Annotated in this window: 12 protein-coding genes and 1 tRNA gene; 4 read left to right on the forward strand and 9 right to left on the reverse strand. The window is 37.8% G+C overall.

Translation table 11 applies throughout. The annotated features are described in order from the left end of the window. Window positions 1-32: 32 nt before the first annotated feature. Window positions 33-106, reverse strand: a tRNA-Cys gene (locus R2R28_RS00770). 59 nt (window positions 107-165) lie between these two features. Then, complete coding sequence (locus R2R28_RS00775; RefSeq protein WP_316823793.1) at window positions 166-912, reverse strand: RNA methyltransferase; 747 nt, start codon at window positions 910-912, stop codon at window positions 166-168. Here R2R28_RS00775 and R2R28_RS00780 point away from each other — a divergent pair. Then, window positions 897-3,326, forward strand: coding sequence for a BamA/TamA family outer membrane protein (locus tag R2R28_RS00780; RefSeq protein ID WP_316823794.1), 2,430 nt, complete (start codon window positions 897-899; stop codon window positions 3,324-3,326). The genes R2R28_RS00775 and R2R28_RS00780 overlap by 16 nt on opposite strands. On the opposite strand, the gene R2R28_RS00785 is transcribed toward R2R28_RS00780, so the two are convergent. The 6 genes from R2R28_RS00785 to R2R28_RS00810 form a co-directional block, all read right to left on the reverse strand. Next, entirely contained in the window at window positions 3,327-3,893 is a 567-nt protein-coding gene (locus R2R28_RS00785) for a 2'-5' RNA ligase family protein (protein ID WP_316823795.1), read from the reverse strand. A 392-nt stretch (window positions 3,894-4,285) separates the two neighbouring features. After that, window positions 4,286-4,816 (reverse strand): hypothetical protein, encoded by a 531-nt coding sequence (locus R2R28_RS00790; protein WP_316823796.1) that lies wholly within the window; start codon window positions 4,814-4,816, stop codon window positions 4,286-4,288. Further along, entirely contained in the window at window positions 4,813-7,110 is a 2,298-nt protein-coding gene (locus R2R28_RS00795) for a patatin-like phospholipase family protein (RefSeq protein ID WP_316823797.1), read from the reverse strand. The genes R2R28_RS00790 and R2R28_RS00795 overlap by 4 nt, the downstream gene beginning before the upstream one ends. 50 nt (window positions 7,111-7,160) lie before the next feature. Continuing rightward, on the reverse strand, window positions 7,161-7,634 hold the full coding sequence (locus tag R2R28_RS00800) for a TspO/MBR family protein (protein WP_316823798.1): 474 nt from the start codon (window positions 7,632-7,634) through the stop codon (window positions 7,161-7,163). A gap of 42 nt (window positions 7,635-7,676) precedes the next feature. Further along, window positions 7,677-9,026 carry a M28 family metallopeptidase gene (locus R2R28_RS00805; protein WP_316823799.1) on the reverse strand — a complete coding sequence of 450 codons (1,350 nt, stop codon included), beginning with the start codon at window positions 9,024-9,026 and terminating at the stop codon, window positions 7,677-7,679. Between the two features lie 144 nt (window positions 9,027-9,170). Beyond that, window positions 9,171-9,791, reverse strand: a complete 621-nt coding sequence (locus tag R2R28_RS00810; RefSeq protein WP_316823800.1) for a hypothetical protein — start codon at window positions 9,789-9,791, stop codon at window positions 9,171-9,173. A 250-nt stretch (window positions 9,792-10,041) separates the two neighbouring features. Here R2R28_RS00810 and R2R28_RS00815 point away from each other — a divergent pair, with 250 nt between their 5' ends. Together R2R28_RS00815 and R2R28_RS00820 are read left to right on the forward strand one after the other, a co-directional pair. Continuing rightward, window positions 10,042-10,737 (forward strand): LytTR family DNA-binding domain-containing protein, encoded by a 696-nt coding sequence (locus tag R2R28_RS00815; protein WP_316823801.1) that lies wholly within the window; start codon window positions 10,042-10,044, stop codon window positions 10,735-10,737. 6 nt (window positions 10,738-10,743) lie between these two features. After that, window positions 10,744-11,514: a PleD family two-component system response regulator gene (locus R2R28_RS00820; protein WP_316823802.1), complete on the forward strand. Its 771-nt coding sequence runs from the start codon at window positions 10,744-10,746 to the stop codon at window positions 11,512-11,514. A gap of 44 nt (window positions 11,515-11,558) precedes the next feature. Here R2R28_RS00820 and R2R28_RS00825 read toward each other — a convergent pair whose 3' ends face one another. Then, entirely contained in the window at window positions 11,559-12,395 is an 837-nt protein-coding gene (locus tag R2R28_RS00825) for an alpha/beta hydrolase (RefSeq protein WP_316823803.1), read from the reverse strand. A gap of 303 nt (window positions 12,396-12,698) precedes the next feature. On the opposite strand from R2R28_RS00825, the gene R2R28_RS00830 reads away from it, so the two are divergent. Next, window positions 12,699-14,777: a hypothetical protein gene (locus R2R28_RS00830; protein WP_316823804.1), complete on the forward strand. Its 2,079-nt coding sequence runs from the start codon at window positions 12,699-12,701 to the stop codon at window positions 14,775-14,777. Window positions 14,778-14,886 lie beyond the last annotated feature (109 nt).

Genomic DNA, 14,886 nt, shown 5'->3' on the forward strand with positions numbered 1-14,886 from the left:
TAATAACCTTTTTATTATTTTATTTGTACAAATGGAGGTCGAGAGCGGATTCGAACCGCTGTAGAAGGTTTTGCAGACCTCTGCCTAGCCACTCGGCCACTCGACCCTTAAATTCAAGGCTGCAAAAATAGCAATTATTAGTTAGCCCGCAAATAATATCTCAATTTAATTTCGAACTCGCACTAACTCAGCACAAAAGATTGCGGCGCTTACCGCAACATTTAACGATTCGGCTTCACCAATCCTCGGAATGGTAACTGGTTTATTAATTTTTTTGATCACTTCTGGCGAAATTCCCTTGCCTTCATTGCCCAAAATCACCAATCCTTCGCTTCCCCACTGGGTTTTGTAAATCGATTCGCCATCTAACAAAGCACCGAATACCGGGAGGGTATTATCGGTTAATAAAACTGGTAAATCAGCCTCAAAAATATTTACCCTTGCCAGCGAGCCCATGGTTGCCTGTACCGTTTTGGGGTTAAATATTTCTACACTATCAACCGAGCAGATGATGTTTTTAAAACCAAACCAATCTGCAGTACGGATAATGGTACCCATATTGCCCGGATCCTGAACGCCATCTAAAACCAAAGTGAACTGATTTTTCAGCTCTTTTTGATCTAATTCCTTATTTTTAGGGATATGAACAAGCGCTAAAAAGCCTTGTGGCGTTTGCAGCGTACTAATCTTGTCTAATTCAGCGTTCTTTACTTCAAATAAGTTTATATTTGCGGGCAATTTGGGTAACAAATTGTATTGTTCGCTGTTGTAAAATATGGTATGGATGTGGTAACTTGACAGGATAAATTCTTTTATCGATTTTATGCCTTCAACAATAAATAGACCATGCTCTTTACGGTACTTTTTTTGATGTAACGACTTTATAAAACTAATCTGTGATTTTGAAAGCATACCAATACTTAATAAATATTAAACTGAAAAGCACTGCAATATTACTATTTATTATTGTTTTAATTCAGGCCTGTTCATCAACAAAATACATTGCCGACTATCAATCGATCGTAAAAAAGGTTACTATCGATAGTATTGATGCAAAATTTGAAGAGCAAGCTTATAATTACATTCAGAAAGATCTTAGACCTGCTTCTAAGCTGAGTATTCAGGTGCCGTTGTATAACCTGTTCAATACCAAAGATGGAAGATATAAAACCAACGATATAAAACCTTTTGGTACACCGCCCGCCATTTTAGACAGTACTTTGGTCGAGATTTCGAGAACCCAGATACAGAAATTTTTAAAAAGCAAGGGATATCGTCAGGCTGAGGTTACTTCTTCCATAAAAGTAGCCGATAAAAAGGCAGAAGTTATTTTTAGTGCAAAGCCAGGGCCTGCATATTTTATAGATAAACTTACAGATTCGATCCCGAATGTTAATATCCGAAACCTTTATCAATCAAATAGAACAACGGTAAGTCACCTGCACAAAGGTATGCAATATGATGAGGATTCCCTGACTTACGAGAGGGAGCAGATTTACCGCATCATGAAAGAAAATGGTTATTTCTATTTCTTAAGGCCTTATGTAAATTTCGACGTTTATGGTGCAGAAGCCACTTCTAAAACCAATAAAATTGATTTAAACTTGAATGTGACTGATCCGAACGAAGGGCCACATAAACAGTTTAATATTGGCTATACCCACATGATTATTGCGCCTAATCCTGATGGTTTCCCAGATTCTGTACGTTATAAATTGAATAAGGATACGGTTAACGGGATTATATTCACTGATTTCTCCAAGCGTTACAGGCGAAATCCGATTGTGAGGTACGATTTCTTAAAGCAGGGTGAACTCTATGATATCCGCAATGAAAACCTTACCTACGATCGCTTATATGAGCTGAATATTTTTAAAAATGTGAAAATCGATTATTTTAGGAGAGATAGCACTTCGAATAAAGTAAATGCAGTAATCCAGCTGATTCCACAAAAGGTGATGAGTAACCGCATAGAGGGCGAGGTGCCATTTAACGGTGGTACAGTGGGTTTTAACTTAAGTAATACTTATACCAATAACAATATTTTTAGGGGCGCAGAGCGATTTGAACTTCAGGTTAAGGGTGGTTTGCAATCAAGAATTGGTAATGGCGCCAAACCATTCAGTGATATTTACCAACGTGATTTTTCAATTAGTGCCAGCATTACAGTGCCAAGATTAATGATTCCTTTTTATGATCCAACACTTGGGGGTAACGGAATGCCGCACACCACTTTTTCGAGCAGTTATATATATGCCTTGCAAAAAGATGTATCGGTAAGGAGAATTTTTATCAATTCGATTACTTACGATTGGGTGGAAACGAAATCTAAACTCCACTCTTTCACCCCTTTGAACTTTGAATACCGTTTTGGCTATCTGGATCCGAATGTAGACGCCCAAACGGTATTAAATAACCTCTATTATTCTACGTTATTAGGTCGTAAAGATTTAACCTTAGGAATGAAATATACCTATACCTTAAATGCAAATAAGCTGAATGAATACCGGTCTTTTGTTTATTTAAGAGCGGGAATGGATATTGCCGGAAATTTGTTACAGGGGATATCTAAACTAACCGGCTCCAAAAACGATCCTGCCAACGATGATCCTGCAAAAATATTGGGTTTACCATTTAACCAATATATGCGCCCTGAGGTTGATTTAAGGTGGTACAAGCACTTAGGAGGCGAACGGCAGTTTGTTGCCCGTTTAAACGCAGGTGTGGCCTACGCTTACGGAAATTCGGTGTTGACAGGTATTCCTTTCGAAAAACAGTTTTTCGCAGGAGGATCAAGTGGGATAAGAGCCTGGCAGGCTAGAACCATTGGTCCTGGTAACTACGACAGGGGACTTTTAAGGAGCGATACCTTGCGAAAAGCATTTTATGGGCTTGACCAGCTTGGAACCATGCGTATTGAAACCAACTTCGAATATCGTTTTACTGTAGCTAAGAAATTTTTTGGTGCAACCTTAAAAGGAGCAGCTTTTGTTGATATTGGTAATGTGTGGAATCTCCGTAGGGGAGAATCAATTCTTCTTAGCACACCAGATCTTGATGACCAAACAGTGTTTAAACTGAGTAAATTTGCAAAGCAACTTGCAGTAGGTACCGGCTTAGGATTAAGGTATGATGTGCAATATTTTGTTTTTAGGTTTGATGTTGGTTTGAAACTTAAAGACCCTCAATTTACCGGATCCGATCAATGGGTTATTAGTAAGTTCCTTTCTGGGGCCAGAGAATTTAAAGATAATTACAATGCCACACACGGTCCTGATACTTATCGTTTCCTCCAGTATAATTTTGGTATCGGTATGCCGTTTTAATTAACCGAAAAGGCTCAGTGGCTTAGGTTTTGTATCTGGATTTTTGAATGAAAATTCTTTATAGGGCTGCCATCTTTTATCCTGGTGTTTATAAACGGAGAAAGAAGTAACAGGAAATTCGCGCTTAAACTTTTTGCCTTTAAATTCTGTAATAATTTCTTTAAAAACGGGTTTTATATCTCTGAAAGCTAAAGTTAAATGTGGATTGAATTTTTCTTTTTTCTCAATCAATTTTAATGGTTGCAATTCTTTTGATACCTGTTTTTCTAGATTTATTATGCCATCATTTTTTTCTACATCAATGAAAAAAGTATGTTCGGGGAATGAACTGAAATTTTTTAATACCTGTGTAAATGGAAGGTTTAAAGAAGCCACTTCCAATGCTTTAAAAAACCTGTTTTCTGCTTCCAGTGATGATAATTTAACCGGAGGGTACAAAGTAATGTGTGCAGGTCTCTTTAACGATTCATATACCTTAAATTGCTCCGAAATATAGTTTCTGATCTCGTCAATATCTTCCGCTATAGAGGTTGGAGGAACTAAACAGACTAAATAAAGATTTTCCATAAAGCAAATTTACTAAAAAAATTAGTAAAAAAGGCGAATCGTTAAAAACGACTGGTTATTTCTCACTCGTTAGAAACGAGCGAGCGCGCATGTAAATTAATTATTTTATAGATTTCTCCACTGCGGTCGAAATGACGTAGCTACGTTGCTATGGTTCGTGTCTCCACGAGTCACTTTTATTTGATTGCCTCCTGTTCAATAAACCCGACCGACAGCGTTATCCCGATCCAGGTATAATTTGTTTATCGATCATTTTATCGGGATTAAGCAAAGGGCGGGACTGGCGGAACCCAAGCACCACAGCCATTGCTTTTCTAAAAAAAAAAGTTAATTAATTTACTTGATTTTATCGCTTTGTGTCAGATGGTAACATCAGACACCACAGACCGCTATCAGACGAGATTCTTCAATCCATCAAATATGCTTTCGAAGAAAGTAGAAAGGTTAAGGCCGTTGCTGTGGTTAAAATATACAAACACCAAAAACACAATTACCACAAAAATGATAAGTTTACGGAAGGCGAAGGCAATAATGATCAGTGCAATAGGAATGATAAATAACCATAGGCTATTTATGGCGTAAGGACTTAAATCGGTATCTTTTTTATACACGTAAACCAGTTTGCTATGCGTGCCGGTATCGTTTTGGTGTTTAATGTATATAAATGTCGATTTATCGATAGGTAGCGGCAATACTGCAATACCATCATTAAACTTTAATATCTGTGTAAAACCGCTTACACTAAAAGTGTAGGTGCCATTTATATTCTCGTTAGGTACGTTTAAAGAATCGGCTGCGATAATGGCGAGTTTATTGTTTTTAAGCAGGTTTTCTTTTACGAGAAAATTGTTGATCGCTGCATTTTGGGCAAAGCCACAAAAACCAGTTAAACACATTGCTAACAAGAGTAAGATTCGTTTCATTCGATAGAACGTTTATTGTAAATTAAATAACCGATATGCAATAATACACCATTTCTTTTAACTGCATCATTATATAAATTATAACTTAAGCTTACGGGGCCAAGTGGAGAATGATAAACTAAACCTGCAGTAGCTGCGTAGCGTATTTTAGTAATCGCTTTTGCATAATCTATATCCTGGAAGTTATTCAGCTCAAACTCTTTATGAGGCAAAAATAAATAACCTTCCAATCTAAAATCAAGATTTTTTTTAACATTATAAATGTTTTTTAACCCGCCTGCGGCATAAGTTGTTGCCCTAAACCTATCCAGAAATAAGGAACGGCTATCTTGCAGCGGATAAAAAGCTGGGGCAGTTAACAGGGTAGCGTAATAATTGCTAAATAAGGGTTGGTTTGAAATAACGCCTTCCACAATATAACCCAAAGTGTATTTTTTTAAGTGTAAAAAATAGTTTTCCTGAGTCAGTTTTATACTTCCCCAATGGTGTAAACGGCTAAGTTCTGGTGTTTTAATAAAACCCGGGGTATTCCGGAAAATATTGCCCGGATCGTAATTTTCGCGACCTGTTGTGTAATTAAAACTTAAGGAAAAACTCTGGCCGTTTGTAGCGTATTGTTTTCGGTTGAGCGAATTTTTTTCGAGGTTTAATGATCCTCTGAATCCATTAAAAACGGTATTATCCAGTACATCGCCAACGCCAAAGGTGTTATTAGGACTATAATTGTCGCTATTGTTTATAAAGGTAGAGTGGAGAACGATTTTAGTATTATAATTTAAAGGCATACCAACCATCAGGTCGATTTTCCGGTCTGATTGTTCAATATAAATGGGGTGGGGGTTTTCGATAAAAATCTGACTGGTGTTATAGAAGTTCCAGTGGTTATAGGTTAACTCGGCAGCGAGAAAGAGGGGGAGTTTAGTTGGATAATCAACCCGTCCGTTTACCTGTACCGATTCATAAAAACGGCCTGAATAAAAGCTGGTGCCAAAAGTGTACGATTTCCGGTTAAGGTAATTGTATTGTGCACCAAGGAACACATTACTAATGGGCCTGGTTGAAATATTTCCACCCAGATCGAGCTTGAAACTCTTTTTGGGCTGTGCCACTACCTCAAAGGTATAACTATCGGTTGCGGCCTGGTAAGAGATTTTTGGATAAACGGTTTCAAACGTCTGGTCGGCAACCAGTTTGTAATAACCACGCCTGATATCTTTAAGGTCGAAAGTGGTTTTGTCGCTTTTAAAAAGCCTTTCTACATATTTTTTTTGCTGGGCGTTAACACCGGATACAGTAACACTGCTAAACTTTAGTTCAGGTTTTCTGGTATTAAAGTTTTCTCTTCTTTTAGCCAGCTCCTCATCATTTACCCTTCTGCTGATTAAAGCTTTTATCCTGGGCATATCGGCCATAGTGGCATCGTAACCTTTTTTAATCAGTTCGGCTACCGGAGCAAAGTTGGTTACACTGTAATTGGTGAGGTCTGGCTGGATATACACGCCGTTTTTACCAATCATGGTCGAATCTGATTTAGACAGGAACATGTACACCAAAAAGCGGTTCATTAAACGGTCGTCGATGTTTTTTGGATATTCGTTATAGGTTTTGGACGAAACATTGGCGCCGATCACATAATCGGGTTTAAAATCCCTTTCCATTACATCGGCAGGGAAATTGTTGTACAAACCACCGTCGAAAACATATTTTCCATCGAGTTTAATAGGCCGGTATACAATAGGAACCGTCATGGTTGCCCTTACGGCTTCAGCCAAACTGCCTTTGCTTACGGTGATGCTTTTTTGCGAAAGCACATCGGCTACCATACAGCGGTAGGGTACAAAAAGATTGTCGAAATTATCTTTAGAAACAGCAGATGCCTGAGAAAAAAGTTCCAGAAAGGCAAAATTTAAAGGAATATCATTGATCAGGTTAGAGCGGAAACTAAAGTGGAAACCGGTATCAATGGCCACTTTAGCAGTAAGCATAGAGGCATTTGGTGCATTTTTTTGAAAATAAAAGGTATAATCGCTCGTATAACGGCCGTTTACCCAATTCTGAAAATCGTTACTCAGAGCTATCGTTTCAATCTGCTTTGGGCTATAACCTGCAGCATACATGGCACCTACAATACCACCCATTGATGTTCCGGTAATGTAATCAATAGGAATGTGGTTTTCTTCCAGGGCTTTTAAAGTGCCGATATGTGCCAGTCCTTTTGCCCCGCCACCGCTAAATACAAGTCCAACTTTTTGCGCCTGCAATTGGTTACAGCACAGAACGAAAAGGATCAGCAAAAATCTTTTAAAAGTTACCACCCCCTAAAATAGGTGTTTTTCTTTTAAAATCAGTTCAAAAGGAAAATGTTATAGGTTAAAAATGTTGCAAAACTTACCCAAAGAAAATATGGGATAAAGATGAGTCCTGCCCATTTATTTATTTTATAAAAGGTTGTAGCATTGATTATAATAAACAGCAGCAGCAAAATAATTTCAGCCAGGGCAAAACCAACTTCGTGCAGGTAAAAGAAAATAAACGACCAGGCTAAATTCAGAATCAGCTGAATTAAATAAATGGCTACTGTGCGTGGAAAATGTACAATTTTATCACGTTTCACCCAAACCAGGTAAGCAGCAATACCTATCAGTACATAAAGTGTGGTCCAAACGGGGGCAAAAAGCCAGTTAGGGGGATTAAAGGAAGGTTTATTAAGTGTAGGGTACCAGGTTTTAACAGATTGAGCAGTTGCCCATCCACCTAAGGCTCCAACGCCCAGTGTAATGGCTATATTAACGATAAAAGCTACCGGTTTAAATTTCATGTTGCAAATTTGAGCTTAAACATTGATAAAACCTAAAATGTTTTATCTTCCAACACCCGGAACAACAGGCAGGCTCTCAGTGTCATCATTTCCAACGCTTTGCACGGCAAACAAATAATTGTCTTTGCTGTAAGGTAACCTTAATTCGGTGGCAGAGGTGAAAAACTTTTTTTCCCAAACCGGGCTGCTGGTTTCGCGCATTAATACGTAATAACCCTTTACCATTCCGTTTACGGGTGCTTTCCAATATAAAAAAGTAGAATTGCTCAGGTTTTTCACATCAACTTTTACTTCGGTAGGAGCGGATGGCGCTTTGGCCATATTAGCCAAAACAGCGATATTTACACCCGTATTTTTGCGCAGGTATTCAAAATCCATAAATTCTTGTAAATCTCCATATCTTACATTTTTTTCGGTTCTGAGGTCCTGGTGCTGGTGGTCGAAGTTTTCATTCATCTCTGTAATGCGTACTGCGGTGAAACCATTTTCTACAAAAGGGGTATGATCGCCACCACGTAAAAACCTGTCGTTACGGTAAATTAACTTTACCTCAAGCTGATCTACATAGCGCTCGCCAATTTCTTTAACGTAACGCGCTAATTGACGGCTTTTTCCATCGTTTTCCAGTCCAAACTGTCGAATGTTTTTCGCATTTTTATCCAGCGCGTAGCTCGGTAAACCCTCACTAAATACCCTTAATCTCGTATTATCTATAATCTGTGTTTCGCTGCTGTTATTGCTGCCAATCATATCGTTATTTAGCATGGCATCTACATTCCAGTTTTCTTTTTTTGCTTTTGCAGCCATAAAGCCAGAGCCTAATAATGATTGTTCTTCTCCGCTTACGGCTACGAAAATAATGGTGGCTGCAAATTTATAGTAACTCATAATCCTTGCTGCTTCAATAACACCCGCCACTCCGCTACCATCGTCGTTTGCTCCCGGTGCATCACTGGTTCTGTTCATTACATCGGTAACACGGCTATCGAGGTGGCCACTTACTACATACACCCGTTTATCGTTGGCATCGGTGCCTTTTAGTACCGCAACGGCATTACCTAGTAAAGTAGGCTGATCTACCCTTTTGCCATCGGGTTTAAAAGTGGTGGTATCTAAATAGGCTGTTAACCGACCGTCGCTTTGTTTTGCAAACTGATTAAATTTACTCACTACCCAATTTCTGGCTGCGCCAATACCTTTTGTTTTGCTTTTAATGTCGCTTAAGGTGTTTCTGGTGCCAAAAGCCACCATTTTTGAGATATAGGATTTTAAAGAATCCTGATTTACCGCTTTTACCATTTTATCAATATCTTGATTACGGTTAACCAGGGTTTGCGCTTTTATGGATAAACTTATGGAAGCAAAAAGTATAATGGAGTAGATTTTTTTCATCTGTATTACCAAAAATTAATTAGATAGCTAATATATTGAATGATAGATTAAAAAACGGGGCTTAAGTCTGTTTTTCTGTAACATTTTGGGCATAAAAAAAGCCCTTTGAAATTAATCAAAGGGCCGAATTGTTTGGTTTTAATATTATTTTGCCACAGTTGAAGCAATTTCGTGTGTTTTGTTCCAGTTGCCAAATGCTTTTTTAGCTGATGACTTAGCCATGCTTAATTCTACATCACCGGCAATGGTTAAGAATGTTTTTTCCGGAGAAATCTGGTTGTAAAAATCTTTTACATCGGCCAATGATAAGGCATTGATTGAAGTTTCGTTTACCGATTGATCGTAATCATAATCGTGAGCTTTTAAGCTGGTAATCAATTTAGCTTTTGCGGTATTAAATGTTTTTTGATCAATTGTTGCATTTTGGATCAAAGAAGCCATTGTTGTTAAATCTTTATCAAGATCGGCGCTAACGGTAGCCAGTTTGCCGCTGTTATCTTTAAAGCTGATGTTCGCGTTCTGATTAATATTTTCATTTAAAACTGCATTTAATAATTCAACCACGCCATCTTTTTTATTATCGAATGCTTTGGCATCTAATGTAAAGTTCGAATAAGCTTTTGGCGATCTGTCATTTTCAGAAATGATGATGTTCATGCCGTTTTTAAGTTTATAAGCTACTGGCTCTTTAAAGTTTTGCGCCTGAGCCGTATAAACTGATAAAATACTCAATGTTATTAATGCGATGATTTTAATCTTGTTCATTTTATTTTTTTAAATAATAGGGTTTAACATTTGTTGGATAATTGTTGGTACAAATCTAGTGCTGATTAGCTTCTTGGCCTATATCGAGGCGTTAGAAAGGCAAGAATCATAGACGAACGGGCGTATATACGAGTTAAAAACGGGATCGGATTCTGCAAATATAGATTTTATTCATTTTGTTCATTATTTATTCGCTTAAAATATTCCTGTAGGTTATGCTTAGTTTTATTTGTGACGTTAATCTGATACTATGAATTGCTTAATCGTTGATGATCATGTAATTGCAAGAAATGCAATCAGTCATTTATTGCAGATTGATGCATCCCTGAAATTGATCGCAGAATGCGAAAGCGCGGCAGATGCTTATCGAAATCTGGCTATCCATAAAATAGACCTGTTGCTGCTGGATATAGAAATGCCAGGGATATCGGGAATAGAGCTGGTTAAGGGATTGGGAGAAAAAAGACCGTTAATTATATTTATCAGTTCGAAGAGGGATTACGCGACAACAGCCTTTGATCTTAATGTTGTTGATTTTATAGCAAAGCCTGTAACACCCGACCGGTTTATGATGGCCATTAATAAAGCAAAGGAAATTTATAATCTCAGCAACCTGTTTGTAGGCAATAATCAGGATAATTTTGTTTTTATCAGAGATTCGGGGGTAATCAGGCGGATCAAACGGGATGATATTAATTACCTGGAAGCACAGGGCGACGATGTGAAAATTTATATGGGAGAAAAAACATATGCTGTGCATTCTTCGCTAAAATCGATTGAAGATAAACTTCCCGCTAAAACGTTTGTCCGTGTGCACCGGTCGTTCATTATCAATATCAGTAAAATAGATACTATAGAGGGTAATACGCTGATTATACATAAACAATTTGTACCCGTATCAGATGCTTATAAATCTGTTTTAAATAAACGGATGCATATTCTTTAACGGATTATGGCAGTAAGTGATGAAAAATATCAGGAGTTAAACAGGGTAATCGATGTATTGGTTATTGATGCGACAGATGATCAATTAATATCAGGCTATCTGAAAGAATATGATATAACTTTTAGCATTGCCTTAAATAAAAAGGAAGCCATAAAAAAACTCAATGATTTTACTTTTGAACTGATTTTAATCGATATGGAATCGCCGGAGCTTGAGGGGTGCAAAATAATACAATTGATTAAAAATGACCATCATTTAAATATTCCGATTGTGGCCATTATTGCCGAAGATGTAGAGGAGGGGTTAAAGAATGATTGTTTTAATAAGGGAATCAATGGCTGTTTCACCAGGCCGATTTCGAAAATTGAGTTGGTTGGTGTTTTAACGCAGTTTTTGCAGAAGGAAGCAACATGTTTAATACCTATTCCGATTGTTTATCAAACCATAGATTTAAGTTATTTAAGGGAAATCGGTATGGGGGATGTGGATTTTGAGCGGGAAATGGCTGCAAAATTTATAGAAATTATTTCGGATGAGGTGAGCCAGCTCATGTATAACCTGGAAATGGAGCATGATGAAGCATTAAAACAGCTTGTACATAAAATGCGTTCAACCGTTTATTTAATGGGCTTGCAGCCAAAGTTAAGCACTGCCCTTGATGCTGTTGAATATGATAAACTTAGTCGCGATCAGCTAAAAAAATATATAAGTTTGATTGTAGAAGTATGCCACATGGCTAAAGAAGAAGCCCTGGTTTTTATGAAACAATCAACATAACCAGATCTCTTCTTTTGCTTTATCATTTTCAGCCTGCTTAAATATTATGAAGCATGCAGGTGACCGGATGATGGTATCGATTTGATATCGCCTATAAATTCCTTTATTTCCCTGATGGTTTCTTCCGGTGCACTAATGTGAGGAAAGTGTCCGGTAGCTTTCATTACCACTAAAAAATTTTCAGGCGTGTTTTTATGGATAAATTCGCCTGCTGATAAAGGCGCCATGATATCGTTTGAGCTTTGTAAAGTCAGGCTTGGCACTTCGAGGTTTTTTAGTTTATCTCTGTAATCAGCTTTAAAAGTAGCCATTGCAAATTCCAGCGCTACACTAGGGTCGGTGGCTTCGAAACATTCCTGTAAAAAATCAGCCAATTCAGGTTTTGAAGGGGTATCCATCACTACTGGTGCCAATTGCTTGCTCCAGGCCACATAATCATCCGCTATGTGTTCAAATATGGTTTCAATATCTCCAGCATTAAATCCGCCGATATAATCACGATCATTTAAATATCTCGGCGAAGGGCCAATAAAAACTAATTTTTTAAATGCTTCTGGCATCTGTAATGCGGCAATCATACCAATCATGCTGCTTACTGAGTGGCCAATAAAAATGATGTTAGCAAGTTCTAAGGTTTCTATAATGTCGATCACATCACAGGCATAACCTTCTAAAGTAGCATACTTATGTTTATCGTATTGGCTAAGGTCCGAATCGCCTGAGCCAACGTAATCGAATAGTATCACTTTATAATCTTCCAGAAAAGCATCGGTGATGTATTTCCAAGAACTTTGTGCACAGCCGAAGCCATGTGCGAACATGATTACCTGGCAACCTTCGCCAAGGATTTTAACATTATTTCTGATGAGTAAAGGATGCAAGATGTTTGATTTTAAATTCTAGATTAAGTTAAACATTGTAACTGTTTTTTTATAGAAAAAATAAAAAATGAACAAAAAGCAATGAGTGTTTTTGTGAACAACCATTTATATCTTTTGTAAATGTTTTAATTTTTAGGGTTTTTTACCATTAAGCAGCTAAGGAAATTATGGTTTTTGTATCAGATTCATCTTAATTTGATCAATTTTTTAATAGTTAATCGATTTACTAAAAAAGACTTATATTTTAGTCATAATCATTATCTTGCCTTTAATCAGCTAACCAATAGAAAACACATCCCAATTATGAAAATTGCAGTTTCCATCTTTTCAATCATCTCTTTGTTTTGTTTAAATGCGCATAGTCAGGTTAATTTAACGAACTTTAAAGCTAACGGAGCTACGGTTTTGGCCCGGCAAAAGGAATTGGTACTCAACTGGCCAGCAGGCGCTGGTGTAATGGGGAAAATGGTTTTAAATCTTGATAATACTCAGCCTTTATTCAGCAGTTTACAAATGGGTAAAAAAGGCGCATTGAAAGTAGTTGCAGCAAATCTAGATCCTGCCTTCATTTTGCGGATAGGTAAACGTACGCTTAGTCCTTCGAGTGGTGGCTGGGATGTGTTTTTCGATCGTGTGCCAACAAGGCCTTATACTACAAATGCGGTAAAATTTAATAAAGGAAGTGCAAGTGTTGCCACACATGGTGCACAAACCGTGGTGCGCATTAATGGTGTTAAATGCGAAATGTTTAGTGGTGCATTAGAAATTACTGTTTATAATGGAAGCCCTTTATTTAATGTGGCTGCAGTAGTAACTACCGCAAAGGATTCTACTGCCATTTTGTACGATGCGGGATTAACAAGTAAAAAGAACAGTTGGACCAACATTTCCTGGAGTGATGTAAAAGAAAACCTTCAAACTGAAAAAGCAACTCAAAATGATCCTGCTAAAAACCTTGAGGTAAAATACCGTACTGTTATAGGTGAGCATCCAGGTGGAAGTTTGGCTCTTTTTCCTGCCCCGCACCAATATTTCTACCCATTGGATGAAGCCTTTAACCTTAAATTTACCTGGAAAGGCAGCAATTATTTAAACCTGATTCCTGATTTTGGAATTGGTATCCGCCAGGATCCTTTGGGCGATAAACGATATGTGCCCTGGTTTAATGCACCGCCCAATACCCAACAGCGCCTTAATTTTTTCTGTTTGTTGAGCACGGGTAAAGCAAGTTCTGCTTTAACGGAAGTAAAAAGGTTTACCCATAATGATTCGTATGTTGCATTGCCAGGTTATAAAACTATGGCGAGCCATTTCCATAACGAGTTTATTTCGGATGTAGTGCTGAGTGGAAAACCGGTTCCAGAAAAGCCAGAGTTTGTTGATGTATTGAAAAAAGCAGGTTTAAACATTGTCAAACTTGCCGAATTTCATGGCCCCGGCCATCCAAAAGGACCTGATTCTATCCGTTTAAAAGAATTAGATGCACTGTTTAAACAAACAAAAAGGTTATCTGATCCAAATTTTTTATTGTTACCGGGAGAAGAAGCCAATAATTTTTATGGCGGACATTGGCTGGCATTTTTTCCTAAACCAATTTATTGGATTATGTCGAGAAAAAGCGATCTGCCTTTCGAAACTATTGATCCAAAGTATGGGAAAGTTTATCGCGTTAACGATAAGGCTGAAATGCTAAAATTACTGGAACAAGAGCATGGCTTAGCGTGGACTGCCCATGCCCGGACAAAAGCCTCAACGGGTTATCCGGATAAATATAAAGAAGAAGATTTTTTTAAATCAGAAACCTTTATGGGTGCTGCGTGGAAAGCTATTCCGGGTGATCTTTCTTTACCAACCTTAAGTAAAAGGGTATTAAACCTGATGGACGATATGGCCAATTGGGGTTTGAAAAAACACATCATTTCGGAAGCCGATATTTTTACCATTACCGAGCAAAATGAAATGTATGCTCACTTAAACGTGAATTATTTACAGCTGGATAAAGTACCCAACTATACCGATGGCTGGCAACCTGTTTTAGATGTAATGCGAAAAGGTAAGTTTTTTGTGTCGACAGGTGAAGTATTGATCCCTGGCTTTAATATTAATGGAAAAGGTGCAGGAGAGACTTTAAAGATTGATAATAGCGGAAAAGCAAAGATAAATATGCAACTCAACTGGACATTCCCTTTAAGCTTTGTCGAAATTGTATCGGGTGATGGAACGAAGGTTTACCGAAACCGCATTAACTTGAACAATACACAGGCTTTTGGCAAAAAGGATTTTAGTTGGCCAGTAAATTTAAAGGGCAGAAAGTGGGTAAGGGTAGAAGCCTGGGATATTGCCACCAATGGTGCGTTTACACAGATGGTTTGGTTGGAGTAGTTTGTTTTTAATTGCTATTGTCATTCTGAGCGCAGCGAAGAATCCCTGACAGACAAAAGCACAAGTTGTGAGGTGCTTTCTAATTAAAGTTGGTATTTTTATTAAATAG

It is taken from the genome of Pedobacter miscanthi, from assembly GCF_032678605.1.
GTDB classification, from domain to species: Bacteria; Bacteroidota; Bacteroidia; order Sphingobacteriales; family Sphingobacteriaceae; genus Pedobacter; species Pedobacter miscanthi_A.